Origin of the sequence: Paraburkholderia sp. BL6669N2, from assembly GCF_003387275.1 — a bacterium.
Classification (GTDB): domain Bacteria; phylum Pseudomonadota; class Gammaproteobacteria; order Burkholderiales; family Burkholderiaceae; genus Paraburkholderia.
The window spans coordinates 1,708,074-1,735,023 of sequence record NZ_QUNA01000001.1 but is presented as its reverse complement, the minus strand read 5'-3'; the positions used below and the strand labels follow the sequence as shown (position 1 = coordinate 1,735,023).

Annotated in this window: 21 protein-coding genes, 5 tRNA genes and 1 pseudogene; 17 read left to right on the top strand and 10 right to left on the bottom strand. The window is 62.6% G+C overall.

Going from position 1 to position 26,950, the window contains the following annotated elements:
• Positions 1 to 101: 101 nt before the first annotated feature.
• The 4 genes and pseudogenes from B0G80_RS07995 to B0G80_RS07980 all read right to left on the bottom strand — a co-directional run.
• Positions 102 to 1,013 carry an amidohydrolase gene (locus B0G80_RS07995; RefSeq protein ID WP_116117624.1) on the bottom strand — a complete coding sequence of 304 codons (912 nt, stop codon included), beginning with the start codon at positions 1,011 to 1,013 and terminating at the stop codon, positions 102 to 104.
• A gap of 157 nt (positions 1,014 to 1,170) precedes the next feature.
• Positions 1,171 to 2,355 (bottom strand): porin, encoded by a 1,185-nt coding sequence (locus B0G80_RS07990; RefSeq protein ID WP_116117623.1) that lies wholly within the window; start codon positions 2,353 to 2,355, stop codon positions 1,171 to 1,173.
• Between the two features lie 63 nt (positions 2,356 to 2,418).
• Positions 2,419 to 4,734 (bottom strand): glycoside hydrolase family 31 protein, encoded by a 2,316-nt coding sequence (locus tag B0G80_RS07985; RefSeq protein WP_258878860.1) that lies wholly within the window; start codon positions 4,732 to 4,734, stop codon positions 2,419 to 2,421.
• A 23-nt stretch (positions 4,735 to 4,757) separates the two neighbouring features.
• Positions 4,758 to 5,546, bottom strand: a pseudogene (locus B0G80_RS07980) (MFS transporter); the annotation flags it as partial.
• A 688-nt stretch (positions 5,547 to 6,234) separates the two neighbouring features.
• Here B0G80_RS07980 and B0G80_RS07975 point away from each other — a divergent pair.
• Positions 6,235 to 6,582, top strand: coding sequence for a hypothetical protein (locus B0G80_RS07975; RefSeq protein WP_106279555.1), 348 nt, complete (start codon positions 6,235 to 6,237; stop codon positions 6,580 to 6,582).
• A 160-nt stretch (positions 6,583 to 6,742) separates the two neighbouring features.
• Here B0G80_RS07975 and fabI read toward each other — a convergent pair whose 3' ends face one another.
• Positions 6,743 to 7,534: an enoyl-ACP reductase FabI gene (gene fabI, locus B0G80_RS07970; protein ID WP_116117621.1), complete on the bottom strand. Its 792-nt coding sequence runs from the start codon at positions 7,532 to 7,534 to the stop codon at positions 6,743 to 6,745.
• Between the two features lie 246 nt (positions 7,535 to 7,780).
• Between fabI and B0G80_RS07965 the strand changes: the two genes are divergently transcribed.
• From B0G80_RS07965 to B0G80_RS07945, 5 genes are all read left to right on the top strand, one after another.
• The gene (locus B0G80_RS07965) at positions 7,781 to 9,622 is read left to right on the top strand and encodes an extracellular solute-binding protein (RefSeq protein ID WP_258878955.1); all 1,842 of its coding nucleotides are present in this window, start codon (positions 7,781 to 7,783) and stop codon (positions 9,620 to 9,622) included.
• Positions 9,623 to 9,657: 35 nt separating this feature from the next.
• The gene (locus B0G80_RS07960) at positions 9,658 to 10,695 is read left to right on the top strand and encodes a microcin C ABC transporter permease YejB (protein WP_106279561.1); all 1,038 of its coding nucleotides are present in this window, start codon (positions 9,658 to 9,660) and stop codon (positions 10,693 to 10,695) included.
• Entirely contained in the window at positions 10,695 to 11,801 is a 1,107-nt protein-coding gene (locus B0G80_RS07955) for an ABC transporter permease (protein WP_116117619.1), read from the top strand. The genes B0G80_RS07960 and B0G80_RS07955 overlap by 1 nt, the downstream gene beginning before the upstream one ends.
• Entirely contained in the window at positions 11,798 to 13,432 is a 1,635-nt protein-coding gene (locus B0G80_RS07950) for an ABC transporter ATP-binding protein (protein ID WP_116117618.1), read from the top strand. Before B0G80_RS07955 ends, B0G80_RS07950 begins: the two co-directional genes overlap by 4 nt.
• A gap of 137 nt (positions 13,433 to 13,569) precedes the next feature.
• Complete coding sequence (locus B0G80_RS07945) at positions 13,570 to 14,235, top strand: C40 family peptidase (RefSeq protein ID WP_116117617.1); 666 nt, start codon at positions 13,570 to 13,572, stop codon at positions 14,233 to 14,235.
• Positions 14,236 to 14,347: 112 nt separating this feature from the next.
• On the opposite strand, the gene B0G80_RS07940 is transcribed toward B0G80_RS07945, so the two are convergent.
• Positions 14,348 to 15,298, bottom strand: coding sequence for a patatin-like phospholipase family protein (locus B0G80_RS07940; protein WP_116117616.1), 951 nt, complete (start codon positions 15,296 to 15,298; stop codon positions 14,348 to 14,350).
• A 406-nt stretch (positions 15,299 to 15,704) separates the two neighbouring features.
• Here B0G80_RS07940 and gltX point away from each other — a divergent pair, with 406 nt between their 5' ends.
• The 7 genes from gltX to B0G80_RS07905 all read left to right on the top strand — a co-directional run bounded on the left by gltX (position 15,705) and on the right by B0G80_RS07905 (position 18,630).
• Positions 15,705 to 17,114 (top strand): glutamate--tRNA ligase, encoded by a 1,410-nt coding sequence (gene gltX / locus B0G80_RS07935; protein ID WP_116117615.1) that lies wholly within the window; start codon positions 15,705 to 15,707, stop codon positions 17,112 to 17,114.
• A gap of 122 nt (positions 17,115 to 17,236) precedes the next feature.
• Positions 17,237 to 17,312: transfer RNA gene (locus B0G80_RS07930), tRNA-Ala, on the top strand.
• Between the two features lie 155 nt (positions 17,313 to 17,467).
• Positions 17,468 to 17,543, top strand: a tRNA-Glu gene (locus tag B0G80_RS07925).
• A gap of 95 nt (positions 17,544 to 17,638) precedes the next feature.
• Positions 17,639 to 17,715, top strand: a tRNA-Asp gene (locus B0G80_RS07920).
• 61 nt (positions 17,716 to 17,776) lie between these two features.
• Positions 17,777 to 17,852, top strand: a tRNA-Glu gene (locus B0G80_RS07915).
• A 94-nt stretch (positions 17,853 to 17,946) separates the two neighbouring features.
• Positions 17,947 to 18,023 (top strand) — tRNA-Asp (locus B0G80_RS07910).
• Positions 18,024 to 18,165: 142 nt separating this feature from the next.
• Positions 18,166 to 18,630, top strand: coding sequence for a GNAT family N-acetyltransferase (locus B0G80_RS07905; protein ID WP_106279573.1), 465 nt, complete (start codon positions 18,166 to 18,168; stop codon positions 18,628 to 18,630).
• A 36-nt stretch (positions 18,631 to 18,666) separates the two neighbouring features.
• On the opposite strand, the gene B0G80_RS07900 is transcribed toward B0G80_RS07905, so the two are convergent.
• Positions 18,667 to 19,566 (bottom strand): helix-turn-helix domain-containing protein, encoded by a 900-nt coding sequence (locus B0G80_RS07900; RefSeq protein ID WP_116117614.1) that lies wholly within the window; start codon positions 19,564 to 19,566, stop codon positions 18,667 to 18,669.
• A gap of 174 nt (positions 19,567 to 19,740) precedes the next feature.
• Here B0G80_RS07900 and rraA point away from each other — a divergent pair, with 174 nt between their 5' ends.
• Entirely contained in the window at positions 19,741 to 20,235 is a 495-nt protein-coding gene (gene rraA, locus B0G80_RS07895; RefSeq protein WP_116117613.1) for a ribonuclease E activity regulator RraA, read from the top strand.
• Between the two features lie 100 nt (positions 20,236 to 20,335).
• Positions 20,336 to 20,737 (top strand): gamma-glutamylcyclotransferase, encoded by a 402-nt coding sequence (locus B0G80_RS07890; RefSeq protein WP_116117612.1) that lies wholly within the window; start codon positions 20,336 to 20,338, stop codon positions 20,735 to 20,737.
• Positions 20,738 to 20,954: 217 nt separating this feature from the next.
• On the opposite strand, the gene aceB is transcribed toward B0G80_RS07890, so the two are convergent.
• Together aceB and B0G80_RS07880 are read right to left on the bottom strand one after the other, a co-directional pair.
• Positions 20,955 to 22,565 carry a malate synthase A gene (gene aceB, locus B0G80_RS07885; protein ID WP_116117611.1) on the bottom strand — a complete coding sequence of 537 codons (1,611 nt, stop codon included), beginning with the start codon at positions 22,563 to 22,565 and terminating at the stop codon, positions 20,955 to 20,957.
• A gap of 82 nt (positions 22,566 to 22,647) precedes the next feature.
• The gene (locus B0G80_RS07880; RefSeq protein WP_116117610.1) at positions 22,648 to 23,463 is read right to left on the bottom strand and encodes a haloacid dehalogenase type II; all 816 of its coding nucleotides are present in this window, start codon (positions 23,461 to 23,463) and stop codon (positions 22,648 to 22,650) included.
• 151 nt (positions 23,464 to 23,614) lie between these two features.
• Here B0G80_RS07880 and B0G80_RS07875 point away from each other — a divergent pair, with 151 nt between their 5' ends.
• Both B0G80_RS07875 and B0G80_RS07870 read left to right on the top strand, forming a co-directional pair.
• Entirely contained in the window at positions 23,615 to 24,517 is a 903-nt protein-coding gene (locus B0G80_RS07875) for a LysR family transcriptional regulator (protein ID WP_106279585.1), read from the top strand.
• Positions 24,518 to 24,708: 191 nt separating this feature from the next.
• Positions 24,709 to 25,143: a universal stress protein gene (locus B0G80_RS07870; RefSeq protein WP_012433480.1), complete on the top strand. Its 435-nt coding sequence runs from the start codon at positions 24,709 to 24,711 to the stop codon at positions 25,141 to 25,143.
• 246 nt (positions 25,144 to 25,389) lie between these two features.
• Here B0G80_RS07870 and aceA read toward each other — a convergent pair whose 3' ends face one another.
• Positions 25,390 to 26,694 carry an isocitrate lyase gene (gene aceA, locus B0G80_RS07865; protein WP_106279587.1) on the bottom strand — a complete coding sequence of 435 codons (1,305 nt, stop codon included), beginning with the start codon at positions 26,692 to 26,694 and terminating at the stop codon, positions 25,390 to 25,392.
• Positions 26,695 to 26,950: the final 256 nt, after the last annotated feature.

Here is a 26,950-nt window from a genome sequence, read left to right as displayed (position 1 = left end):
TGTCCATACCTTGGTCCCTCTTGGAACGGATCAGTACGACGACGGACCGCTTCACCCTCGTTCGCAGCGGTACGCGCAGTCCGTTCTCCCGCAACCAACATTTAGCTCAGCTTGTAAATCGCCGCGGCCGTGTCATGGAGGAGTCTTCGCTGCTCCGAAACACTGAATTCCGCTATCACCTCAAAGTACGCGCGATACAGTTTTTCGAAGCTGCAGGCCAGCTTGCTTATCGGCATATGACTGGCAAACATGCATCGATCGGGGCCGAAGACTTCAATGGTTTCCAGTATCCAGGGCCGGACCTGAGCGACCGTCCAATGAATGCCGAAGATGCACTCCAGCCCGAATATTTTCACTGCCACATTGGGACACGCGCTCACCGCTTTCATTTCACGTTTCCACGCCGCCTGGCCTTCGCTGGTCAGGTCAACTGGCCAGCCCATGACGGGCAGCACGAACTGAGTGTCGGGAAACGCAGTCGCCAGCGCAGCAAGTTCGGGCAGTTGCGGCGCGAACATTTCCAGTTCGCAAATCACGCCACGTCCCCGTAGCGACGCGAGTCCGCGTCGCCATGCCTGGTCCGACATGAGGTCCGGCCTTGGCGCATAGCGAAGCAGCGGGTTCGCCGGATGCCAGCCCAGATGCTGGCGAACGCAACGGATCCGTCGCGCTGACGAATACACGTCTAGCGTGGCTGGCAGATCAGGACTCGAAAAATCGACCAGAGCGATGATGCCGTCAGGGCGTCGTGTCGCGTCCGCCAGTTCCTGTGCCCAGCCTGCCTCGCCCACCGGATCGGTCGAAATGAATTCCGCCCAGACTGTGCCGACGACATTTAACGCGCTCGTGTCGCACGCGTAGTCGTCGGGTAAGTAGATGCGGGGGAGCGCACCGTAGTCGCCGACGAGCGCTTCGAAGCCTTCGCTGCGCGTCGCGAACACGGGGTAATGGAAGCGTCGGGCGTCGTAGAAGTGTTGGTGACAGTCAAGGATCGGCAGGGCGGCGCAGTCCATCGTCCAGGTCTCCGTACGAGAGCCGGCACTGAAGCACAGTGCCTGTCCAGCGAGGTTAGCACGAGTCGCTTCTGCATCCCGCGAAGTCCCTCGGCGTGTTCCTGCAGCCGATTCTCTTCGCGGGTTCACCGTTGCTCATTGTCCCTTCAGGTCGCCCTCAAAACGCGTGCCTCAACCCCACCATCCCGACAAACTGCGAAGGCCCCGATGACGGCGTCGTATTCTGCGAATCCCCGACCACGGCCACCGCGTCGGTGATGCTCGTGGCGCCGCCCGCCGCGATCAGCGTCTTGCCGCGCGCGAGCTGATACGCTTCCAGCGCGTACAACGTAGTGCGCGCCGAGAGGTTATAGGTCTGCTCCAGCGAAATCTGGTGATAGCGCGCCGGATCGCTCATGCCATTCGCCTTGCTTGCGCGCGTATAGCTGTAGCCGGCGCCGACGATCACCGCCGGCGTGATCCGATACGTCGAAATCACGCCGTACGTATTGAACACCGCTTCGCCGGCAAATAGCGAACCGGAGCCCGGCGCATACTGCACGTTCGAATAGTTGACGCCGACCATCAGGTCCCGCAGGTTATAACGAGCGGCCGCGGCGAACAGTTGCGCGCTGCGTGCCGTCGCATAACCGCTATTCACCGGCGAGTTGATCGCGAAGGTGCCGAGCGCCGCGCTCGTCGCAATGTCTTTCAGCTTGACATAGCCCGCCGCGACCGCGAACGGCTTGTAGTCGTAGCGAAACGCCGCGCTGAAATTGCTGCCGTTGGCCACGCTGCCCGGCACGCCGCCCAAGCCGTATTGCGCGCTAAATTGCAGGCCGGCGATGTTCGGCGATAGATAGGTTACCGAATTATTGAAGCGCAGCGTGGTGTCGAGCGCATCGACATCGCCTGGGTGCGCGCCGGTCGCGCCGGTCAGCACGCCGGTCGGCCCGAGTGCGCCGACCATCTGGAAGTAGGGGGTGTATTGACGGCCGAGCGTGAAGGTCCCGTACCGGTCGTTGCTCAGCCCGACATAGGCCTGCCGATTGAATAGGAAACCCGCGCTGCTCTGCGCGCCCGTCAGCGAGTTGAAGCCGCTCTCCAGCCGGAAAATCGCTTTCGTGCCGCCGCCGATGTCTTCCGAACCGAGCAAGCCGAACTTGCTCGCCTGCAGGTTGCCCTGACTCATGTAGAAATTGGCGTGACCGCGCTGATTGCTGACATAGGTGAACGCGTTATCGACGACACCGTACAACGTGACGCTGCTTTGCGCCGCCGCGTCGCTCGACAGCGCGGCGCCCGCGAACGGCAGGCACGAGAGGACGAGTGCGCGCGTACGCGCACGCTTGAATGAGTTCATCGCTTGCAGGTCTCCGGATTAGATGAGCGGCCTGAGTGCTTCAGGCCGGTAATGCGGGCTTGTTTAGTGGGCCAGGGAAATCGTCAGGCATCGCCAGCCGTCGGCGGTGTGATCGGCCACGAGTGCGCCGCCGATGCATTCGACCGCGCGCGCTTCGTCCGTCGGCACAAAGATCCGGACTTCGCGCTGCGGCTGCGGCATCCAGCCTTCGCGTTCGACTGAAACGCGCAAGGTGCTCGCGTCGCCGGCCAACGTGATGTGCCAGCGGCCTTGCGCGCCTTCGCGCCAGGCTTCGCTCTCGCCGTCGTCTTCGACGCAGCCGCCGCGCGTGGTGCCAACGCCGGCATGCGGTACGGCGATGAACGCGCGTTCGTCGGCGGGGCGGCCGAAGTGTTGTTCAGCGACGTTCAATGGAATCACGCTGCCCTCGCGCAGCAGGATCACCGGCTGCTCGAACGGCGCGGGCAGGTTCACGGTCTGGCCGCCGTCGAACGTTTCGCCGCCCCAGTACGCCACCCAGCGCGAGCCGGACGGCAGATACACGTCACGCGTCGACTGGCCCGCGTCGACCACCGGCGCGACCAGCATCGAGGAACCGAGCATCATGTCGTCGCCGTCGACGAGGCAGCGCGGGTCGTGGGGAAACTCGGCGAACATCGGGCGCAAGACGGGTTCGTAGGCACTGTGCGACTGCCAGAGCAACTCGTACAGGTAAGGAATGAAGCGGTAGCGCAGCTTGATCAGTGCGGCAACCTGCTGCGTGACTTCAGGGTACATCCACGGTTCGTTGACGGTGCCGTCGTCGTTCCACGAATGAATGCTGAAGCGCGGCAGGAAGATGCCGAACGCGACCCAGCGCGCGAACAGTTCCGGGCCCGGCGCCGGGCCGGAGAATCCGCCGATGTCGTGGCCGCTGTTGGAGATGCCGGACATGGCGAGGCCGAGGCCCATCTTCAGATTGAAGCGCAGCGTTTCCCACGACGTGTAATTGTCGCCGGACCAGGTCTGCACATAGCGATGCATGCCGACGCCGCCCGAACGCGACACGAGAAAGGGCCGCTTCTCAGGCGCGTGCTCGCGCTGCGCGTCGTGCGACGCGCGCATCATCAATTGCGTTTGCAGCACCTTGGCCTCGCGCGCCGGATACGCCGCGCCGAAGCCGCGTGCGATCGCGTCGGGCGACCAGATCTCGAATTCGTTGTTGTCGTTCCACGTGGCCGCGATGCCGTGCTTCAGGAGACTGTCTTTGACGCGCGCCTTCCACCAGTCGATGGTGTCGGGATTGGTGAAATCCAGATACGCGCCCACTTCGTCCCAGAACTGCACCCAGGCAGGATTGCCGTCGCGCGACTCGATCAGCAGGCCGGCTCGGGCAACGTCTTCGAATGCGGGATGGTCTTGCAGCAGGCAAGGTTTGATGTTCGCGCACAGACGCACGCCGTGGTCGAGATAGCTCTGCACGAAGCCGTCGATATCTGGAAACTTCTCGTGATTCCAGTTGAACACGTAGCGCTTCGCGCCAATCGACGTATAGCCCGACGACAGATGGAACGAATCGCACAGCACGTCGTGTTCGCCGCATCGTTCGATGAATTCGCCCATGCGTTGCTGCGCGTCGGGCGCATCGGTGTAGCTCATCGTCGAGCCGGAATAGCCGAGTCCCCACTTCGGCATCCACGCCGGCCGTCCGGTCAGCCATGTAAAACGACGCACCGCGTGCAGGGGCGTGCCCGCCGACGCGATGAAGTAATAGTCGAGATCGCCATGCTCGGCGACGAAGTGGCGGTAGTGGCCGTGATAGTTGTCCAGTTCGCGGCCCATGTCGAAGCGGCAATCGGCGAGCGTGTCGTAGAAAAGTCCGAAGCCCGTCGACGTCTGCGGCTGCCAGGTCACGTAGAACGGGATGTGCTTGTAGAGCGGATCGGTGGTGCGCGCGCTGTAGCCCATGGCGTCGATATTGCGCATCTCGTAGCTCTGCTGCGCGCGATCCAGCGAACCGGCGCGCTCGCCGAGGCCGACATACATTTCGTCCCGGCGCCGCTCGATGTAGTGATACACGCGCTCGTCCCACCAGCCGAAGTTATACGCCTGCGTCTTGCGATCGCTCATCACGCGCTGCCATGCGTCGTCGTGCAGGATGTCCCAGGCGCAGAAACCGCCGTCGAGCGTGACCGTCAGGCGGATGCGCGCCGTTTCGATCACCACCTGTTGCGCGTCGCTCGACACCTCGAATGGCGGCGGCGTGAAGCCGCTCAGGTCGCGCCGCTCGCGCCCTTCGAGCGCGACGTCGTCTTCGCCCGGCGCAATCGACCAGGTGCGCGGCCCGTGCAGTTCGCCGTCAGGCAGCACGAGCACGCGGATGATGTCTTCGGCGAGCACGAAGAGTTCGATCCGGCACTGCGCATCGCGATCTGCTTCAGATCCATATGGCGTTGCGTGGCGAGATACAGGGGAATCCAGAAGCTGAATGTCTGCCAGGCCGGTTCGGCGAAAAAACGCGCCTGGGCGATCGCCCAGAAGCGGCGCGTGCGCAGCACTTCGCGGATGCTGCGCCGCTGCGGCGCGCCCGGCGTTTGGCCGCCGACGATCGTCTCGCGTTCCGCCTCGCTGATTCGGGCGTGCTCAGTCGGCGATCGGTACAGCAGATACCAGGCAGCGGCCCAGACGAAGCCGAGTGCGCCGGTCACGGCAAAGGCGCTTTGCCAGCCGTATCACAACGAGAGAAACACGACAAGCGGGGGAGCGAGCAGCGAACCGAGTGAGGTGCCCGCATTGAAGTAGCCTACCGCGACGGACTTCTCGCGATTGGGAAACCATTCGGCGACCACCTTCATGCCGGCCGGAATGGCGACGGCCTCGGTCAGGCCCATGAGTCCGCGCAAAGCCGCGAGCGAAAGCCAGCCGCTCGCGAAGCCGTGCAGCACGCCTGTCAGCGACCACAGGCAGGCGAATAGCGCAAAGCCGAGCCGCAACCCGATCAGATCGATGATCAGCCCGCAGATGGGCTGCATGATCGTGTAGCCGACCTGAAAGGCGCCCACCACGTACGAGTATTGCTGCGTGCTCATGTGCAGCAACTTCATCAACTCCGGCGCCATCACGCCGAGTGCGTTGCGCGACAGGTAGTTGACGATCGTCCCGAGACACACGAGCGCGATGATCCACCAGCGCAAACCAATGATTGTTTTCAAAATCTGTCTCCATACGCGAAGTGTTCGGTGGCTGGCCGCTGGGAAAGCGGCTATGCGCGAATTCGAACATTTATCTTCGTTTAGTGTCAGTCATCGTATCACTGATATTGCTGCAGAATACTAGGGAAAACCATGCATTAAGCTCGAGTTATGCAGGGAATTGTCAATGAAACACGTCTTTGGGTGATGCGCGACCAGGTGGATGTCGGACGACCGGCTACTTCTTGATTTTTCTGCCAATGTTCTTTCGAACATCGAATGTTCGTTTTGCGCGTGGGGCGCAAATGCCGGATCGCTGGGCGTGTTTGCGGTGGCGACCGTGTGTTGATGCCGTCAACTTGTCTTGAGGTAGGAGCCGGCTCGACTGGCGTCTCGAAATCGGCAGCACGCGAACCGTGCCAGGCGGATCGGAATGCCTCTGTGTCGAGGAAGGGCAGGGCATTGAGGAATAGTAATTCGATATCCTACGGAATTCGTCCGCGCTGCGAACAGAGCCGCCGCCTCACGTTGCGCCCGCTCGATTACAACGCCACCACCTTTTCACCAAAAGCATGTCCGATGTAACGAGACGTAACCGCGCGGCGATGCGTGCGATGTTATGCATCAGTTATTACAAAGTTGAAATACGCGGTGCGGCGCCTTGCGCTATATTTCCGCCAACAACACATTCTTCTAAAAAGGGTGATCGATGAAGTCCGCTCGTCTTGTTCCACTTTTGATCGGGGTTTTCGCACTGGGTGCGTCGGGTGCCGCAATGGCCGGCGGTGTCAACATCGGCGTCAACATCGGTATTCCCGCGCCAGTCTACGTTGCGCCGGCACCGGTGTACGCACCGCCTCCGCCGCCTCCTCCGCCGGTCATCTATCAACCGGCACCCGTGTACTACGGCGGCCCGGCGGTCGTGATCGGCTGGCATGGCGACCGCTACTGGGATGGCCGCCGCTACTGGGGGCGCGACGACTGGTACCGTCATCATCCCCCGGGCCATTACAACTACGGCCGTGACCATTACGACAATCATCGCGGCTGGCACTAAGCGTTCGGGCCGCGGTTGACCGGATCGCGAGGTCAAAGAAAAACCGCCCAGGTGGGCGGTTTCTTCATTGGGCTTCTGTTCTGTCATAAGCTCTGCCACCAGCCCGTAAAACGCAGCGACGAGTACGAAGCGTCACGCGTTCACGCGGAACCTTCGTCGTTCATTCCGCCACGGCGGCCATGCCGCCCACCACCGCGCTAAACCCGCTATCGACGTGCACGATTTCCGCCGTCACACCGGCCGCCAGATCCGATAACAGGAACGCCGCCGTATTCCCGACCTGTTCGATCGTCACGTTGCGCTTGAGCGGCGCGTTCTGTTCGACGAACTCGAGAATCTTGCCGAAGCCCTTGATACCGCTCGCGGCCAGGGTCTTGATCGGACCCGCCGAAATACCGTTGACGCGCACACCTTTCGCGCCGAGCGAGACCGCCAGATAACGCACGCTCGCTTCGAGCGAAGCCTTGGCGAGGCCCATCGTGTTGTAATTTGGAATCGCGCGCTCGGCGCCGAGGTAGCTGAGCGTGAGCAGTGACGCGTCCGGCGTGAACATGGATTGCCCGGCCTTGGCGAGCGCCGGAAAGCTGTACGCGGAGATGTCGTGCGCGATGCGGAAATTTTCGCGCGTCATACCGTCGAGGAAATCGCCGGCAATCGCTTCGCGCGGTGCAAAGCCGATCGAATGGACGAGGCCGTCGAGGCCGTCCCAGCGTTGCCTGAGCGAGACGAAGAGGGCGTCGATCTGGGCGTCGTCGGCGACGTCGCAGGGGAATATGAGATCGCTGCCGAACTCGTGGGCGAATTCGGTGATGCGGTCCTTGAAGCGCTCGCCGACATAGGTGAACGCCAACTCGGCGCCTTCACGCTTGCAGGCTTGCGCGATGCCGTAGGCAATCGAACGATTCGACAGCAAGCCGGTCAGCAGGATACGTTTGCCAGCGAGGAAGCCCATGAAATCTCCTGATCGGATCGGCGCACCGCGCACGTCGACACCATGCGCAACGGACGTGCGGATCGCGCGGGTTTATTGGGTAGAATTCTCTCACATTGCACTTGCCCACTGACCATCAAGGCCCCCATGACAACTGGCTCGCGACGGGTTCCAACGCCTCGTGCACTTCGGTGCAGCGTGATTCACCAACCCTCGCGTAACGGCCTTGCGTTTGCGCCGCGTTCCTGGCGCTCCGTCTGCGCCGCGATGATGTGCGGCGTGCTGGCCGTGGCCGGTCTGCTGGTGGCGCCACGGGCGCACGCGGTCTACGCGATCGCGCAATACGGCGCACCGAAATATCCGGCGGATTTCAAGCACTTCGACTACGTCAATCCCGATGCGCCGAAGGGCGGCACGCTGGTGCTCGCCAATCCGAGCCGCCTCACCAGCTTCGACAAATTCAATCCGTTCACACTGCGCGGCAATACGGCGCCCGGTGTCGACCTGATTTTCGAAAGCCTCACCGTCGGCAGCAGCGATGAAGTGGCAACCGCCTACGGGCTGCTCGCCGACGACATCAACGTCGCGCCGGATGGCTTGTCGGTGACGTTCCACATCAATCCGCGCGCACGCTTTTCGAACGGCGATGCGGTCACCGCCGACGACGTCAAGTTCTCACTCGACACGCTCAAAAGCCCACAGGCCGCGCCGCAATTCGCGTCAATCTTCGGCGAAATCACGCGCGCGGTGGTGGTCGATCCGCATACGATCCGCTTCGAGTTTCACCAGCGGAATCGCGAGTTGCCCTTGCTTGCGGGCGGCATACCGGTGTTCTCGCGCAAGTGGGGATTGAAGCCGGACGGCAGCCGCATTCCATTCGACCAGCTTGCGTTCGAAAAACCGATCGGCAGCGGGCCTTATCTGATCGAGCAATACGACAACGGCCGCACGATTACCTACCGGCGCGACCCGAATTACTGGGGCGCGGCGCTGCCGGTGCGCGTCGGCATGAATAACTTCGATCGCGTCGTCTACAAGCTGTATTTGGATAACACGGCGCGCCTGGAGGCGTTCAAGGCGGGCGAGTACGACGCACTGGTCGAGTACGTCGCGCGCAATTGGGTGCGGCGCGACGTCGGCAAGAAATTCGATAGCGGCGAGCTGATCAAGCAGGTGTTCCCGCAACATAACGGCACCGGCATGCAGGGCTTTATGCTGAATACGCGCCGGCCGCTGTTTCAGGACGTTCGCGTGCGCAAGGCACTCGATCTCGCGCTCGACTTTCAATGGCTCAATCGCCAGTTGTTCTTCAATCAGTACACGCGTATCGACAGTTTCTTCGCCAACACCGATCTGCAGGCGAAGGGTCTGCCTTCTCCGGGCGAGTTGGCCTTGCTCGAGCCGTGGCGCGCGAAGCTCGACCCGGCGGTGTTCGGTCCGCCGCCGAAGCAGCCGGATACCGATCCGCCCGGCTCGCTGCGTGCCAATCTGCTGGAAGCGCGCGCGCTGTTGCAGCAGGCCGGCTGGACCTATCGCGACGGCGCATTGCGCAACGCCAAGGGCGAGCCGTTCCGCTTCGAGATTCTCGACGACTCCGGCTCGTCTGCGCAGATGGAGCCGATCGTCGCCACCTTCATCCGCAATCTGCAGAAGCTGGGCATCCAGGCCACGTTTCGCGTGTCGGATTTCGCGGTCTATCAGAAGCGTCTGGACGCCTTCGATTTCGACACCACCACGATCCGCATGCCGGACGTGCAAGTGCCCGGCTCCGAGCAGATCGAACGATTCGGCAGCAAGGCCGCCGATACGCACGGGTCGAATAACATGATCGGGCTGAAGTCACCCGTAGTGGATGCGATCCTGAGTGCGCTCGTGCATGCGCAAACGCGCGAGCAACTGGTCGACGCCACGCATGCGCTCGACCGTGTGCTGATGCATGGCTACTATGTCGTGCCGCATTGGTACAGCGCCACGCACCGCGTGGCGTTCAAGCGCGGTCTTGCGTGGCCCAAAACGCTGCCCTTGTACTATACGGCGGAAGGCTGGATTACGTCGATGTGGTGGTTCGCGCAGCCACCATCGCAGCCGCAGCCGCCGGCGCAACCTTAAGCGCGCCAACGCGTCATTTATTCGGAAACGCCGCCATGTGGAGCTACATCCTCAAACGCCTCCTGCTGATGATCCCGACCTTGCTCGGCGTGCTGACGCTGACCTTTGTCGTGATCCAGTTCGTTCCCGGTGGCCCGGTCGAGCAGATGCAGCACGAGTTGCGCAAAGGCGCGGAAGGCGGCGCGCCGTTCGGTCTGCGCGCGCACAACGGCGTCGACGCGCAGCAGATCGCGCAACTCAAAGCGCTCTACGGGTTCGACAAACCGCCGCTCGAACGCTACGTGCTGATGCTCAAGCGCTTCTCGACTTTCGATCTCGGCCAAAGTTATTTCCGCCATCAAAGCGTGTGGTCGCTGATCGTGTCCAAACTGCCGGTGTCGATCAGCATCGGCTTATGGACGTTCTTTCTGACGTATTTGATATCGGTGCCGCTCGGCATTGCGAAGGCGGTGCGCAACGGCTCGCGCTTCGATGTCGCGACAAGCCTCGTGGTGCTGGTCGGCTACGCGATTCCGGGCTTCGTGCTAGGCGTATTGCTGCTCGTGCTGTTCGGCGGCGGCACGTTCCTGCAACTGTTCCCGCTGCGCAATCTCACTTCGGACAACTGGGCGCAATTGAGCGTGGCCGGCAAGATTCTCGACTATCTGTGGCATATCGCGTTGCCGATCACGGCCTCGGTGGTGGGCAGTTTCGCCGTCGTTACCATGCTGACGAAAAACGCTTTCCTCGACGAGATCCGCAAGCAATACGTGCTCACCGCGCGTGCCAAAGGTTTGTCGGAAAAGCGCGTGCTGTGGAAACACGTGTTTCGCAATGCGCTGTTGCCGCTGATCGTCGGCTTTCCGGCCGCGTTTATCGGCGCGTTCTTTACCGGCAGTCTGCTGATCGAAACGCTGTTTTCGCTCGACGGCCTCGGGCTGCTGTCGTACGAATCGGTGGTGCGGCGCGACTATCCGGTCGTGCTCGGCACGCTGTATCTGTTCACGCTCATCGGACTCGCGACCAAGCTGATTTCCGATCTTTGCTATGTGTGGGTCGATCCCCGCATCCAATTCGAACAACTGGAGCGCTGATGAATCGAGCCCGTCTTTCCGCCGATGCGTCGGCGCGCTCCGAACCGGCGCGCGCGTTCGTCTCGCCTTCGCCGGCGCGCCGTGTGTGGCAGCGTTTTCGCCAGCAGCGTCTGGGCTACTGGAGCCTGATCGTGTTCGTCGTGGCATTCGCGGCGAGCCTCGCCGGACCGCTGTGGTCGAACGACAAACCGCTCGTGGTGCGCTACGACGGCAGCCTGTATTTTCCAATGTTCAAGACTTACGCCGAGACCACCTTCGGCGGCGACTTCCCGACGCCGGCCGATTATCTCGACCCGTACATCAAGCATCGTTTCGACGCGCCGGGCAATTTCGCCGTTTATCCGCCGAATCGCTACTACTACGACACGCTGAATTACTTTTCGAAAGCGCCGAATCCGGCGCCGCCGTCGCGCGAGAACTGGCTCGGCACCGACGACCGCGGCCGCGACCTGTTTGCGCGTTTGCTGTACGGCTTCCGGGTGTCGGTGGAATTCGGGCTGGTGCTGACGCTGATCGGCACGATACTGGGCATCGCCGCGGGCGCCGTGCAGGGTTATTTCGGAGGACGTACCGATATCATCGGGCAGCGTTTGATCGAAATCTGGAGCGCGATGCCCGAGCTTTATCTGCTGATCATCTTTTCGTCGATCTTCGAGCCGGGCTTCATTCTGCTGATCGTACTGCTCTCGTTGTTCGGCTGGATCGGTTTGTCCGATTACGTGCGCGCCGAATTCCTGCGCAATCGTCACCAGGACTACGTGCGGGCGGCACGCGCGATGGGGCTGTCGAACTGGCAGATCATGTGGCGGCATGTGCTGCCCAATAGCCTCACGCCGGTGATCACGTTCCTTCCGTTTCGCATGAGCGGCGCCATTCTCGCCCTGACGAGCCTCGACTTTCTCGGCCTGGGCGTGCCGTCGCCGACACCGAGCCTCGGCGAACTGCTCGCGCAAGGCAAGGCGAATCTCGACGCGTGGTGGATTTCGCTGTCCACCTTCGGTGTGCTGGTGGCGATGCTGTTGCTATTGACCTTCATGGGCGACGCGCTGCGCAACGCACTCGATACCCGTATCTCCGATGCGATGCGCGCCGGAGGCAATCAATGAGCACGAATTTGCAAAACAACGCAACGTCGGCCACGACACCGCCACTGCTCGAACTGGATCATCTGCACGTGCGTTTCGGCGACACCGTCGCGGTGAGCGACGTGACGCTCGCGATCCAGCGCGGCGAGCGCGTGGCATTGGTCGGTGAATCGGGTTCGGGCAAGAGCGTGACCGCGCTGTCGATCCTGCGGCTGCTGAGCGACGCGCAGGTGAGCGGCTCGATCCGTTTCAATGGCGAGGATCTGCTCGGCAAAACCGAGCGCGAGATGCGCGGCCTGCGCGGCTCGGACATCGCGATGATCTTCCAGGAGCCGATGACCGCGCTCAATCCGCTCTACACGGTCGGCGACCAGATCGCGGAAACCATCGTCGTGCATGACGGCGTGAGCGCAAACGAGGCGCGCAAGCGCGCCGTGGCGCTGCTGGGACGCACGGGTATCGCCGAGCCGGGCAAGCGCATGAACAGCTATCCGCATCAGCTTTCAGGCGGCCAGCGCCAGCGCGCGATGATCGCGATGGCGCTGGCGTGCCGTCCGCGCCTCCTGCTCGCCGACGAGCCGACCACCGCGCTCGACGTGACGGTCCGCGCGCAGATCGTCGACCTGCTGCTGGAATTGCAACGCGACGAAGCGGAAAAACGTGGCATGGCCGTGCTGCTGATCACGCACGACCTGAATCTGGTGCGCCATTTCGCGCAGCGCATCGCGGTGATGGAGAAGGGCGTGCTGGTGGAGAGCGGGCCGGTCGAACAGGTGTTCGGGTCGCCGCAGCATCCGTACACGCAACGTCTGCTGGCGAGCCGCCCGGAACGCACGGTGGTGCCGGTGCTGCCGATTTCGCCGGTGCTGCTCGAAGCGCGCGGAATCTCGGTCGACTTCAAAACGAAGCTGCCCGGCTTCAGCGGCTGGTTCCGCTCGGGGCGGTTTCGCGCGGTCGCGGACGCGAACGTGTCGGTGCGCCAGGGTGAGACGCTCGGGATCGTCGGCGAATCGGGTTCGGGCAAGTCGACGCTCGCGATGGCCTTGCTCGGCCTGCAACGCACCGTGCACGGCGAGATCGAGTTTCAGGGCAGGGCGCTCGACAGCTATCGTGGCGCCGAGCAGACCGCCTTACGGTCGAACATGCAGGTTGTCTTCCAGGATCCGTTTAGTTCGCTTTCGCCGCGGCAGACCATCGAGCGGATCGTCGGCGAAGGGCTCGCGCTGCACCGGCCGGCCATGACGCCGCAAGCACGCCGCGACAAGGTGATCTCGGTGCTGCGTGAGGTCGGCCTCGACCGCACGGTGCTGCAACGCTATCCGCACGAATTCTCCGGCGGGCAGCGTCAGCGGATCGCGATTGCGCGTGCGCTGGTGCTCGAACCACGCATTCTGATCCTCGACGAACCGACCTCCGCGCTCGATGTCTCCATTCAACAGCAGGTGCTGAAACTGCTCGCCGGGTTGCAACGGAAGTACAACCTCGGTTTCGTTTTTATTAGCCACGATTTAGCGGTGATCGGGGCAATGGCGCATCGTGTCGCGGTCATGCAAAACGGTTCGATTGTCGAAAGCGGCGAGGTTGAGGAGATTTTTGCGGCACCCGCCCACCCGTACACCCGAAAGCTGCTGAAAGCAGCGCTGGACCATTGATTTACCGCTTTTTCACCAATTGGGTGTGCCTCTCGATTGTATTTTTCTATTTGTTTTGACATGTGAATACTTACTGGCTAGTATCGACCAAACTTTTTTACGTAGACCCCTGATTTTTAGGCAAAAAATACCGACCAATGCAGCACAGAAACCTAACCCAGGCTTGCACGCGCGTCGTCGCCGGGATGTTCATTGGCGTCTTGATGGCCGCAGCTCCCGGCGCGTTCGCCGACGAAGTAAGCAGTTTCAATCAGAATGCCTCATATTCGACCCTCAGCGGGTCGAATTCTTTGTCCACTCCTGCCTCGCAAGCCACCGCTCCCGCTAGCGACAGCGGCGCCAAATCGTTCCTCTCCGGCATGGCCGGCAAAGCGGGCGATGTGGTTGTCGGTGCGCTGAATATGATCGGCGTGCGCTACCGTTGGGGTGGCAACACCCCGGATTCGGGGCTCGATTGCAGCGGCTTCGTGCGCTACGTATTCCAGGACACGCTCGGTATGGCGCTGCCGCGCCGCGCCGAGGAAATGAGCCGTGTCGGTGAAAAGGTTCGCGTGAGCGACCTGAAGCCGGGCGATCTGGTGTTCTTCAACACCATGCGCCGCACGTTCTCCCACGTCGGCATCTATATCGGCGACAACAAGTTCGTGCATTCGCCCTCCACGGGCAGCACGATTCGTGTCGACGACATGGATGACGGCTACTGGGAAAAGCGCTTCACCGGCGCGCGTCGTATCGAGGCCTCGTATCAGGAAGGCGAGGATCTGCGCAAGCGCGTGAACGCAACAATCGGCGGCAATCAGTAAGATCGCGCCTGCGGTTCCCGCATAAAAAAGCCTGCTTCGAACGAAGCAGGCTTTTTTGCGTTTGAGCGCGGACGAGGCCGCCACAGGGCTGCGGAGGTCCGCGCAGCTCCGCTTACGCTGCGGCCCGTCTCGCCGCCGCCAGCTTGCGCTGCAATTCCGGCATCATCTTCGCCACCGCTTCCTCGCCGGCCAGAATCGCCGCGTTGCGCTGCGAGAAATCGCTGCCGCTCATGGCGGCCAGATTGGGGCGGATCACGACGTCGGCGTATTTGTCGAGTTCATAAGCCTTGATCGTCTGGCCCATGATGGTGAAGGTCTGCATCAGCACGTCGAATGAACTGGCCGTCAGGCCGCTTTCCGGGCGCTGCGAGATATCCACCGCGATCACGAAATCCGCGCCCATCTTGCGCGCGAACGACGCCGGCACCGGACTCACCAGGCCGCCGTCCACATACTCGTGGCCGCCGATCCTCACCGGCTCGAAAATCGACGGCACGCTGCACGACGCACGCACCGCGATACCGGTATTGCCCCGCTGGAACAGGATCGGCTGGCCGGTTTTCAGATCGGTGGCGACCACGCCGAGCGGCTTGGCCATCTTCTCGATCGGTCGGTTGTTGAGCGTCGTGTTCAGGTAGTTCTGCAGCGCGACGCCTTGCAGAAAGCCGCGCGTGCGAAACGGCATGGCCCAGTCGCTGATCGACGCTTCGTCCATGGTTAATGCGAGCTTGTTCAGCGCGAAGCCGTTCATTCCCGACGCGTACAGCGCGCCCACCACCGATCCGGCGCTGGTGCCGGCCACCAGATCGACCTGAATATTGCGCGCCTCGAGCCCCTTGATCACGCCGATGTGCGCGAAGCCGCGCGCGGCACCGCCGCCCAGCGCGAGCGCGACGCGCAGCGGCCGCTGCGGCTTGTCGAGTGGCGGCGTCGGCGTAACGGGTGTGACGGCGACGGGCGTGGTGCCGGTATTGCCGCCGGTCGTGGTGCAGGCGGCCAGCACCGCGGAGGCGGCGGCCAGTGAAAAGTTGCGGCGGGCGAGGCTAGGCGATGAGGGCTTCAACGAGTTCTCCAGCAACGGCGCGGGCGACGCAGTCGGCGTCGCCGGTGGCCGCGATCAGGCGGATAGTCAGACGGACGGGATCGCCGGCGGCGATTCCATGCGCCGTGGATCTATCTCCGGCCGCAGCGCGCGCACATCATAAAGCAAAGCCCCGCACGCGCGGCGGCGCGGTAATGAAACGTTGCAGAGGAAGCCCTTTGACGCTACGCCGCGCGGCACGCACGCGCCACCTGGCCGTTCGGACGAGGGCAGGTAAGACGTCTCTCGAAGGTATAATTCGGCTCTCGCATTTAATTCCTTCGTGCCCATGCGCGGCGCTGTTTTGCCGAATGGGCGCGCTCCGCTGCCGCGCTTCGCGGGCGATGTCCGCCCCGAGCGCCGGCGCCCGTCTTCCGAGTAACCGCTAATGACCACCTCTGTTCGTACCCGTTTCGCACCGAGTCCCACCGGCTTCATCCACCTCGGCAACATTCGCTCCGCGCTTTATCCGTGGGCGTTCGCGCGCAAGATGAAAGGGACCTTCGTGCTGCGGATCGAGGACACCGACGTGGAGCGCTCCACCTCCGAATCCGTCGATGCCATTCTCGAAGGCATGGCGTGGCTCGGCCTCGATTTCGACGAAGGCCCGTTCTACCAGATGCAGCGCATGGACCGTTACCGCGAAGTGCTCAAGCAGATGCAGGACGCCGGGCTGGTCTACCCGTGCTACATGTCGACGGAAGAACTCGACGCACTGCGCGAGCGTCAACGCGAAGCCGGCGAAAAGCCGCGTTATGACGGCACGTGGCGTCCGGAGCCGGGCAAGGTGCTGCCGCAGCCGCCGGCGGGCGTGCAGCCGGTGCTGCGCTTCCGTAACCCGCTTACCGGCGTCGTGGCGTGGGACGACGCCGTGAAGGGCCGCATCGAGATCTCGAACGAAGAACTCGACGATCTCGTGATCGCGCGCCCGGACGGCACGCCGACCTACAACTTCTGCGTGGTGGTGGACGATCTGGACATGCGCATCACGCACGTGATTCGCGGCGACGACCACGTCAACAATACGCCGCGGCAGATCAACATTCTGCGCGCGCTCGGCGGCGAGCCGCCGGTCTACGCGCATTTGCCCACCGTGCTAAACGAGCAGGGCGAGAAGATGAGCAAGCGCCACGGCGCGATGAGCGTGGTGGGTTATCGCGACGCCGGTTTCCTGCCGGAGGCGGTGGTCAACTATCTGGCGCGTCTCGGCTGGTCGCATGGCGACGCGGAAATCTTCTCGCGCGAGCAGTTCGTCGAGTGGTTCGATCTGGAGCATCTGGGCAAGTCCCCGGCGCAGTACGACCACGACAAGCTGGCCTGGCTGAATGCGCACTACATCAAGGAAGCGGATAACGCACGTCTCGCCGAGCTGGCCAAGCCGTTCTTCATCGAACTGGGTATCGACGAGGCCGCGCTCGCGCAAGGTGCCGATCTGGTGGCCGTGGTCGGCTTGCTGAAGGACCGTGCGTCGACGGTGAAGGAAATCGCTGAGAACGCCGCGATGTTCTATCGCACGCCGACGCCGGATGCTGAGTCCGTCGCGCAGCACGTGACCGACGCAGTGCGCCCGGCGCTCGCCGATCTGGCCGCCGCGCTCAAGACCGTGGAATGGACCAAGGAAGCGATCGCCGCCGCATTGAAAGCAACGCTTGGCGCGCACAAGCTGAAGATGCCGCAACTGGCGATGCCGGTGCGTCTACTGGTGGCAGGCACCACCCATACGCCGTCGATCGACAGCGTGCTGATGCTGTTCGGGCGTGACGTCGTCGTGGGCCGTATCGAAAAAGCGCTGGTCTGAGCGCGTTCGCGCGTGCCTTGAGCGGGTTTGCATGCGGCTTTGGAAAAAAGTCGCATGCAATTGCTCAAAGGGTATTTACAAAGCGCAAATTGGCCTCTAGAATCTCGTTTCTGTTCTGCAAGGGGGGTATAGCTCAGCTGGGAGAGCGCTTGCATGGCATGCAAGAGGTCAGCGGTTCGATCCCGCTTACCTCCACCATCAGAGCAGAGTGAAGTTGTTCCGAAGTGTGGAACCTGTAGCAAAAAAGACTTCACAAACAGCGGTAACGTAGTTAGAATATCGGTCTTTGCTGCTGGCGAAACAGAAGTTAGCGTGAGTTAGCAGCAAGATAAAGACAAATCTGAAAAGATTATGTCCCCTTCGTCTAGAGGCCTAGGACATCACCCTTTCACGGTGAGTACAGGGGTTCGAATCCCCTAGGGGACGCCAAACATCAGCGTCGCTTTAGTGTTCGATTTATTCGAGTAGTAAGGCACAGCTTGCAGAGAGAAAACCAACGCTCGCAAGTCATTGATAGGCAAACTGGAGCGGTAGTTCAGTTGGTTAGAATACCGGCCTGTCACGCCGGGGGTCGCGGGTTCGAGTCCCGTCCGCTCCGCCAGACAAAGCCCGTTCATACGAACTTGAACGGGCTTTTTCATTAAAGGTGTAAGCAGTACGTTGTCCCCTTCGTCTAGAGGCCTAGGACATCACCCTTTCACGGTGAGTACAGGGGTTCGAATCCCCTAGGGGACGCCAGCAAATCGGCGTCGTTCGGTTGGAAGTTTGAACGGTGCAGCGGTAACGCAGCGGTGAATGAGCCAGTCTCATCAGCCGCGGTGCAAGAAAATCTGGAGCGGTAGTTCAGTTGGTTAGAATACCGGCCTGTCACGCCGGGGGTCGCGGGTTCGAGTCCCGTCCGCTCCGCCAGATTTGAGAAAGCCCACTTCGAAAGAAGTGGGCTTTTTTTATTCCACTGTCCGGCGCGCCTGGGTATGCTCGGGACAAACAGCCATTGCCAGCGTGCGCGGCCTGTTTTACCGTTGACCCGACTCTCCCTTGTCGCCCCGCCATGTTCGATCCCACCGAAGCTCCGTTACCGTTTCATCTGCGCAAAGCCAGCATGGACGATTTCGAGTTCGCCGAGGCGCTGACACGCAACAACATGGGCGGCTACTACCACCGCCATCATCTCGTCTGGCGTGGCGATCTGTTTCTCGGCAGCTGGCGCGAGTCGGAGAATTTCATTCTCGAAATGGACGGCACGCCGATCGGCGTGTTGCGCATCACGCAAGAGGGCGATTCGCTGCATATCCGCGACGTACAGATTGCCGAAGGCCATCGCCGGCTCGGCGCCGGCACGTATCTGCTCGATGTCTCGCATCAATGGGCCCGCGAGCGCGGCCTGCGCGAGTTGCAATTGCGTGTGTTCGTCGATAACCCTGCGGCCCGCCTCTATCAGCGCAAAGGCTACAAGCTGGCCGGGCCGCGTCTTGCGCAACTGGGTGCGATTCGCCATCTGGCGCGACGGGTTTGAGGCGAGGCGTGTGACGCCGCGGTTTTACACACTCACTCAACGCTCCGCATCGCTCTCTGCATCCGCGCGATCCCGCGCCGTCTCGTCGTCCACGTCTGTCTCGCCGTGCTCGCCATGCGCCGCCCGATGTTCCGAGCCACGCTCGATAAACGCGCGCGGACTTTCTCCGAAGGCACGGCGGAACATCGCAGAGAACGCGCTCTGACTTTGATAGCCGAGTTCCAATGCGACATGCGAAAGCGGCCGCCCCTGGCTCAAAAGCGGGATCGCGCGCGCCAGAATCGCCTGCTGGCGCCACTGCGAAAAACTTACGCCCAGCTCCTGACGAAACAGCCGCGCAATGGTGCGCGTGCTGGCGCCCACGCTGGACGCCCATTGTTCGAGCGACTCGCCATGCGTCGGGTCGGCAATCACGGCTTCGCACAGCGCGCGCAGACGCTTTTCGTTAGGCATCGGCACGGAGAGCGGCAGCGGCTCCGAGCGAGTCAGTTCGTCGAGTGCGAGGGCGCCCAGCAACCGCTCGCGCGTAGCCGAGATGCCGGGCGTGTCGAGCGCGGCAATCACTTCGCGCAGCAGATCCGAGACTTCGACCACGCGTGGCGTATCGAGGCCGGCCGGCACCGTGCTTTCGGTGATGTAGAGCGTGCGCAGGAACGCGTCCTCGACGGCGACCACTTCGTGCGTCACGTGCGGCGGCACCCAGATTGCCCGCGAGGGCGGCACCATCCACGTCGTGCCGGTCGTCGCGACCCGCAGCACGCCGCGCGACGCATAAGCCACCTGCGCCCATGCATGCGTGTGACGTGCGATGCGCCAGCCCGAGGGCATCTGCCGCGAACGCACACGGATCGGATGCGTTTCGTTCGGCTGGAACTCGGGCGGAATATCGGCGAAGCGTACGAGGCTCGACAGGTTTGAGTCGGCGGACGAAGTCATGGTGAAGATCGATCCCGATAACGGAACGCGGGCAGCGCGCTCTCCAGGTACGCCGAAAGCGCCGCTAGGCAAACCCCCGTGCGGGCGGACAAACCGCCGCGGGCTTCTCATTGTAGGTGTTGCAAAGGACAGGGCGTTGCATAATGTCCCGATTACGGACCCGAGGAGAACGCCATGAGCTTTGCCACCGCGGACCTGTGCGACGCGCACGAGGACCAGCTGGCGCTCGGCACGTTGCGTGTGCTCGAGCCGGTCTTCCACCTGTTCGGCCGCGCCGAGTGTTTCAGCGGTGAGGCGGTGACGCTGAAGGTATTCGAGGACAACGCGCTCGTGCGGGCCACGCTCGAAGAGAAGGGCGCGGGCCGTGTGCTGGTGATCGACGGCGGCGGCAGCCTGCGTTGCGCGCTGGTCGGCGGCAACCTCGCGCAGATCGCGGAACAGAACGGCTGGGCGGGCATTGTCCTGAACGGCTGTGTGCGCGATGCGCTCGAACTCAACGAGGTGAACGTCGGCATTGCGGCTTTGACCACTTCACCACGGCGCGGCCGGAAGCTCGGCGCCGGTGAGCGCGACGTGGCGGTGCAATTGCCCGGCGCGCTCGTGCGTCCCGGCGAATGGATCTACGTGGATATCGACGGCGTGCTCGTGGCGAGCGCGGCGCTGAACTGAACCCAGCCCGGACTCGAGCTCGAACAGAGCCGGAAACAGAACTGGAAACAGAACTGGAAACAGAACCCACCCAAACCTGATTCAAGGAGAGCAAACGACGATGCAGACCGTCTTTGTATACGGCACATTGCGCGCCGGTGAAGTGAACGACATCCGCCACGCCGCGGCGCGCAACGAGATCGCCGCGCCCAACCTGCTCGGCACGGCCACGGTGCGTGGCCACCTATTCGACTTCGGCTCGTATCCAGGCCTCGTGGTCGACGAAGCCGGCGTCGACGTGATCGGCGACGTCTACGAAATCGACGACGAACTGGTCGCCGTGCTCGACGAAATCGAGGCGGTCTATCCGGGCGTCGAGGATCGTTTCCTTGCGCGCGAAGTGATGGTGAAAGTCGACGGCAACGTCGTCAACTGCCGCTTTTATCCGGTTGCGCCGAATGTGGTGAAGGGCTTGCCTGAAATCAAATCGGGCGACTGGATCGAGCACCGCAGCACGCGCTGACCAGGCGGCGCTACGGGCGCATAAAAAAACGGCCCGGCAGGCATACGCCTGTCGGGCCGTCCGGTCGGTCAGCCTTGCGACTCAAGCCACTTCACGCCGCGTGCTAAAGACGCGCGAAAGCGGGCCTGTTACTGCATCGTCCGTTGTCAATGCATCGGAGTGCATTTGAATATTTGAATGACTGCGCCCGATGCATCCACGAGGCCTGACGCCAGCCTCAAATTTCCTCGTACAGCGGCAGCGTGAGGAAGTCGGTGAACTGTTCCGACGTCGACATTTCTTCGAAGATCTGCGCAGCGCGCTCATACGGCCTGGTGTCGCCGCCCACGGCCTGCTTTACCTTCTCGAGTTCCTGCGCCGCCAACTCGCGCACCAATGCCGCCGTCACCTTGCGGCCGTCTTCGAGCTTGCCCTTCGGCGAGCGAATCCATTGCCACACCTGCGAGCGCGAGATTTCCGCGGTGGCGGCGTCTTCCATCAGATTGTGAATCGGCACGCAGCCATTGCCCGCGAGCCACGCGCCCAGGTAATGAATGCCGACGTTGATGTTGTTGCGCAGACCGCCTTCGGTGATCGGCGCTTCCGGACGGAAGTCCGTCAGGTCGGTGGCCGTGACGAGCACGTCGTCGCGTTGCTTGCCGATCTGGTTCGGCTTGTCGCCGAGCACCTTGACGAACTCTTCCATCGCGATCGGCACGAGGCCCGGATGCGCGACCCAGCCGCCGTCGTAGCCGTCGCCGGCATCGCGCGCCTTGTCCGAACGCACGCCGCCCATCGCCTTTTCGTTCGCGGCCGGATCGTTCTTGATCGGAATCAGCGCACTCATGCCGCCGATCGCCGGCGCATTGCGGCGATGGCATGTCTTCAGCAACAGCAGCGCGTAGGCGCGCATGAACGGCGACGTCATCGTGATCTGCGAGCGATCGGCCAGACAGAAGTCGCGGTCGGCCTTGAACTTCTTGATCGCCGAGAAGATGTAGTCCCAACGGCCGGCGTTCAGACCCGAGCTGTGTTCGCGCAGCTCGTACAGGATCTCGTCCATTTCGAAGGCGGCGACGATCGTTTCGATCAGCACCGTCGCGCGAATCGTGCCACGCGGCACGCCAACCGCTTCCTGCGCGGCAACGAAAATGTCGTTCCACAGACGCGCTTCGAGGTGGCTTTCCATCTTCGGTAGATAGAAGTACGGGCCCGAGCCGCGCGCCACCAGTTCCTTCGCGTTGTGCACCATGAAGAGCGCGAAATCGAAGATGCCGCCGGACACGCGCTTGCCGTCCACCATCACGTGCTTCTCGTCGAGATGCCAGCCGCGCGGACGCACGATCAGCGTGGCGACCTTGTCGTTCAGCGTGTACGACTTGCCGTTCTGTTCCATCGAAATCGTGCGGCGCACCGCGTCCTTCAGATTGATATGGCCGGTGATCTGGTTATCCCAGCTCGGCGCATTCGAATCCTCGAAGTCGGTCATGTACGAATCCGCGCCCGAATTCAGCGCGTTGATGATCATCTTGCGTTCGACCGGACCGGTGATTTCCACGCGACGGCATTGCAGATCCTGCGGCAGCGGCGCGATTTTCCAGTCGCCTTCACGCACGCTTTTCGTTTCGGCGAGGAAGTCGGGACGCTCGCCGGCGTCGAGGCGCCTGGTGCGTTCCGCGCGCGCCTGCAACAGCTGCTGGCGGCGCGGCTCGAACGTGCGATGCAGCGCGGCGACGAGTTCGAGCGCTTCGCGCGTGAGGATCGCGTCATAGCCCGGCTTGAGGTCAGCCGTGATTTCCATGCCCTGCGGCAACTGCGACGATGAATGCGAGGACTGCGGGCTTGCCATGTTTTCTCCTTGGTCGGTCAGATTGCAAAGGTGCAAATGTTGAGATGCGGTAGTTGTGCGTCGCGTTAGCCAGCAGTAACCGTCATGCGCCAGGGCTGTGGCGCGTGCGGCTGCCGCCGGCGCCGCTGCTGCGGCCGGGCGACGCGGGGTTCTTCAGAAAAGCGAGCAGATCGGCCATGCCTCCGCCCGCGCCATGCGGCGTGACGCCCAGTTCTTCGGCTGGGGCGTTCTGCCGGTTGAGCCAGAAAGTGGTGAAGCCGAACCACGTCGCGCCTGCCACATCCCAGCCGTTCGACGACACGAAGACGATCTCGCGCGGTAGCGCGTCGAAGGCTTGCGTGCCGAGCGCGTAAGCGGCGGGCGAGGGTTTGTAGGCGCGCACCGCGTCGACGGAGAGAACGCGGTCGAACAGGCGCGTCATGCCGGCGCTCTTCACGGCGATGTCGAGCATTTGCGGATTGCCGTTCGAGAGAATCGCGAGGCGTGGAGGCGTGGCGGATTCACCGCCCGCGCGCGCCGCTGAGTCGGCGGAAGCTTCGCGCAACTGGCGCAGCGCGGGCACGGCATCGGGGAAAGCGGACAGGCACGCGTATTCGTCCATCAGACGCTTCTCGGCCGTGCGGCCCAGCGTGAGCTGAAGTTTTTTCGCGGCGAAGCGCAACGCGTCGAGCGTGATGTCCCAGAACGGCCGGTAATGCGCGCCGGGTGCGTCCGCGGAATCGGCGAGCGTGCGCAACTGCGTGTATTCGATCTGTTTTTGCCGCCACAACTGCGAGAGCGCGTCGCCGCGGCCGGGGAACATCTGCTCCGCGGCGGCGATCACCGAATGCACGTCGAAGAGCGTGCCGTAGGCGTCGAAAATCACTGCTTTAGGGGAGAGTGTCGTTGTGGCCGACATTGCCGTGCACTCCTGTCAGAGGTCAGGACGGATTGTATTAGTGATGTCGGACGCTAAAAAAGAGGCTAAACATCACTTGATCTTTTACTTTCATCCACCTAATCTGACGCGCACCGACCACTTTCCCGCCTAGACGCGGCTCCCATCGCTCATGGACCGTTTCAAGCAGATCGAGACCTTCGTGACCGTCGCGGCCAAAGGCAGCCTGTCCGCCGCGGCTTCGGCCGAAGGCGTCGCGCCGGCCATCATTGGCCGCCGCATCGACGCGCTCGAAGAGCGCCTCGGCGTCAAATTGCTGGTGCGCACCACGCGCAAGATCACGCTGACGTTCGAAGGCTCGGCCTTTCTCGAAGACTGCCAACGCATCATTCACGAGATGCAAAACGCCGAAGCCAGCGTGTCGGCCGGTGGCGTCAAGGCGAGCGGCCATTTGCGGCTGTCCGCGCCCGCGGGCTTCGGGCGGCGGCACGTCGCGCCGCTGGTGCCGGCCTTCACGGTCGCGCATCCGGACGTGTCGATCACGCTCGACCTGTCCGATCGCCTCGTCGATCTGGTCAACGAGGGTTTCGACTGTGCGGTGCGTCTCGGGGAGTTGCCGGATTCGTCGCTGGTGTCGCTCAAGCTCGGCGAGAACCGCCGTGTGTGCGTGGCGTCGCCGTCGTATCTGAGCCGGCGCGGCGCGCCGCACAGCCTCGCCGATCTCGCGCATCACAACTGTCTCGCGCTCGGCGCGAGCGCCAACCAGCAGCGCGGCTGGATGTTCCAGCAGGGCGACAAGGTCGTGTCGATCAAGGTGTCCGGCACGATGGAATGCTCGGACGGCGCGGTGCTGCACGAATGGTGTCTCGAAGGCTACGGACTCGCGTGGCGCTCGTGGTGGGAAGTCGGCACGGACATCGCGGCCGGGCGGCTCGTCAGCGTGCTGGACGAGTTCGCCGCGCCGCCCATCGGCATTCACGCGGTGTTTCCGCAGCGCCGTCATTTGCCGTTGCGCGTGCGACTGTTTCTGGACTTTCTCAAGCATACGTATGGGCACCCTGACTACTGGGGTTGAACATGCGGAAGGCCGGGTGCGCGGCGGATGCTGCTGGCGCCGCCGCGAACACGGGGTTTCCGATATGCGGACAGACCCTCGACAGATTCATGTGCTCAATTCCGCGACCTACAATCGATTGAAGCGGCTTGTAAGCCGAGCCTCGTTGGACGCTGATGCCGCGCTCCGCGCAGCCGGCGACGGAGGGCATCATGTTCAGGCACATCCTGGTTCCGACCGACGGTTCCGACCTGTCGCGCAAGGCAATCGACGGCGCCATCGATCTCGCGCAAGCCGTCAATGCCCACGTGACCGCCTACGCGTGTCTGCCGCAATACCCGTACTCGCCGTTCTCCGACGTCGTGGTCGAACCGCCCTCGGAATTCCTGCAGCGCAGCGAGCGCGAAGCGCGCGTGCATCTGCGCGAGGTGGAGATGGCCGCGCGCCGTGTCGGCGTCACGGTCGACAGCAGGACCAGCGTGCATCCCGCGCCGTATCTCGGCATCATCGAAGCGGCGGAGCAGGGCGGCTGCGATGTGATCTTCATGGCCTCGCACGGCCGCCGCGGTTTGGGCAGCCTGCTGATCGGCAGCGAAACGCAACGGGTGCTCACGCATACCAAGATTCCGGTGATCGTGTATCGCTGAAATCGCGGGCGAAAAAAACGCGCCGGCGGTGAGGCCGGCGCGCGCTGTGTTCGCCGCACAATCCGTTGTGCTGGCTTTCTCTCCACTGCTGCTGCGAGCTCTCCAAGTTCCGCTGCGAGACTTTGGCCGTCGGGTGCGATTCGACTTCAGCCCCGACGGCCTTGCTCCTCCCTGTGACGACGGCTCTCTGACGGCGCCGCTTTTCGTCTATCTGCCTTGTTCCAGCGATCAGACCGCGTGCTTGCTTTACGCGACCTTCTTGTCGAAGAACTGTTCGTCTTCCGTCGAACCGTGCAGCGCGGTCGTCGATGCTTCGCGCTCGACCGTTTGCGTCACGGCATCGAAGTAGCCGGTGCCGACTTCGCGTTGATGCTTGACTGCGGTGAAGCCCTTTTCGGCCGCAGCGAATTCAGCCTGCTGCATTTCGACGAAGGCCGTCATCTGGTTGCGGGCATAGCCGTGCGCGAGGTTGAACATCGAGTAGTTCAGCGCGTGGAAGCCGGCCAGCGTGATGAACTGGAACTTGTAGCCCATCGCGCCGAGTTCGCGCTGGAACTTGGCGATGGTCGCGTCGTCCAGGTTCTTCTTCCAGTTGAACGACGGCGAGCAGTTGTACGACAGCAGTTGATCCGGGTACTCCTTGTGGATCGCGTCGGCGAATTTCTTCGCGAACTCGAGGTCCGGCTTGCCGGTTTCGCACCAGATCATGTCGGCGTACGGCGCGTAGGCGAGGCCACGCGAGATCGCCTGTTCAAGACCCGGCTTGGTGCGGTAGAAGCCTTCCACCGTGCGCTCGCCCGTCAGGAACGGCTTGTCGTTGTCGTCGATGTCCGACGTGATCAGGTCGGCGGCTTCCGCATCGGTGCGCGCCAGCAGCACGGTCGGCGTGCCGGAGACATCGGCGGCCAGACGCGCGGCCGTCAGTTTGGCGATGTTTTCACGCGTCGGCACGAGCACCTTGCCGCCCATGTGACCGCACTTCTTCACCGAAGCCAGTTGATCTTCGAAGTGCACGCCCGCAGCGCCTGCTTCGATCATCGCCTTCATCAGTTCGAATGCGTTCAGCACGCCGCCGAAGCCGGCTTCCGCGTCCGCCACGATCGGCTGGAAATAATCGACGTAGCCTTCGTCGCCCGGATTCTTGCCTTCCGACCACTGGATCTGGTCGGCGCGCGTCAGCGTGTTGTTGATGCGCTTCACGACGAGCGGCACCGAGTTCGCCGGGTACAGCGACTGGTCCGGGTACATTTCACCGGCGACGTTCGCGTCGCCCGCCACTTGCCAGCCCGACAGATAGATCGCCTTGAGGCCGGCCTTGACCTGCTGCATGGCCTGATTGCCGGTCAGCGCGCCGAGCGAGTTCACGAACGGCTCGTTGTTCACGCTCTCCCAGAGCTTTTCCGCACCGCGCTTGGCGAGCGTGTGCTCGACTTGCACCGAACCGCGCAGGCGGATCACGTCTTCCGCCGTGTAGCTGCGCTTCACGCCTTTCCAGCGCGGATCGGTTTCCCATTGCTGTTGGAGTTGCTTGACTTGTTCTTGACGGGACATGGTGTGCTCCTTGGTTGCCTGTATGGATGGGGTGACTCTTTTCTTCGTCGAAGCGGCCGGCCGGTTGAGGCGTTTCGTTTCGTGAAGTCTTGTATAAGAGTCTAGGCAAATCAATGGTCGCGCAACAGCCGCCCGGACGGCCTTTTTGAATATTTATTTGTATTTAAAATCAATGCATTGCGACGCGCGTTTCGCATTAAGAAACGACTTTTCCCATCTTGCAATAGGCGCTCTTGTGCCGTGCAGCACGATTTTT

Excerpts from the sequence above, each read along its gene's own strand:
- B0G80_RS07960 (WP_106279561.1), top strand. The coding sequence starts at position 9,658 with ATGTGGAGCTACATCCTCAAACGCCTCCTGCTGATGATCCCGACCTTG.
- B0G80_RS07955 (WP_116117619.1), top strand. The coding sequence starts at position 10,695 with ATGAATCGAGCCCGTCTTTCCGCCGATGCGTCGGCGCGCTCCGAACCG.
- B0G80_RS07900 (WP_116117614.1), bottom strand. The coding sequence starts at position 19,566 with ATGACTTCGTCCGCCGACTCAAACCTGTCGAGCCTCGTACGCTTCGCC.
- B0G80_RS07975 (WP_106279555.1), top strand. The coding sequence starts at position 6,235 with ATGAAGTCCGCTCGTCTTGTTCCACTTTTGATCGGGGTTTTCGCACTG.
- B0G80_RS07945 (WP_116117617.1), top strand. The coding sequence starts at position 13,570 with ATGCAGCACAGAAACCTAACCCAGGCTTGCACGCGCGTCGTCGCCGGG.
- gltX (WP_116117615.1), top strand. The coding sequence starts at position 15,705 with ATGACCACCTCTGTTCGTACCCGTTTCGCACCGAGTCCCACCGGCTTC.
- B0G80_RS07880 (WP_116117610.1), bottom strand. The coding sequence starts at position 23,463 with ATGTCGGCCACAACGACACTCTCCCCTAAAGCAGTGATTTTCGACGCC.
- B0G80_RS07995 (WP_116117624.1), bottom strand. The coding sequence starts at position 1,013 with ATGGACTGCGCCGCCCTGCCGATCCTTGACTGTCACCAACACTTCTAC.
- B0G80_RS07965 (WP_258878955.1), top strand. The coding sequence starts at position 7,781 with ATGATGTGCGGCGTGCTGGCCGTGGCCGGTCTGCTGGTGGCGCCACGG.
- B0G80_RS07950 (WP_116117618.1), top strand. The coding sequence starts at position 11,798 with ATGAGCACGAATTTGCAAAACAACGCAACGTCGGCCACGACACCGCCA.
- aceA (WP_106279587.1), bottom strand. The coding sequence starts at position 26,694 with ATGTCCCGTCAAGAACAAGTCAAGCAACTCCAACAGCAATGGGAAACC.
- B0G80_RS07890 (WP_116117612.1), top strand. The coding sequence starts at position 20,336 with ATGCAGACCGTCTTTGTATACGGCACATTGCGCGCCGGTGAAGTGAAC.
- rraA (WP_116117613.1), top strand. The coding sequence starts at position 19,741 with ATGAGCTTTGCCACCGCGGACCTGTGCGACGCGCACGAGGACCAGCTG.
- aceB (WP_116117611.1), bottom strand. The coding sequence starts at position 22,565 with ATGGCAAGCCCGCAGTCCTCGCATTCATCGTCGCAGTTGCCGCAGGGC.
- B0G80_RS07870 (WP_012433480.1), top strand. The coding sequence starts at position 24,709 with ATGTTCAGGCACATCCTGGTTCCGACCGACGGTTCCGACCTGTCGCGC.
- B0G80_RS07990 (WP_116117623.1), bottom strand. The coding sequence starts at position 2,355 with ATGAACTCATTCAAGCGTGCGCGTACGCGCGCACTCGTCCTCTCGTGC.
- fabI (WP_116117621.1), bottom strand. The coding sequence starts at position 7,534 with ATGGGCTTCCTCGCTGGCAAACGTATCCTGCTGACCGGCTTGCTGTCG.
- B0G80_RS07875 (WP_106279585.1), top strand. The coding sequence starts at position 23,615 with ATGGACCGTTTCAAGCAGATCGAGACCTTCGTGACCGTCGCGGCCAAA.
- B0G80_RS07905 (WP_106279573.1), top strand. The coding sequence starts at position 18,166 with ATGTTCGATCCCACCGAAGCTCCGTTACCGTTTCATCTGCGCAAAGCC.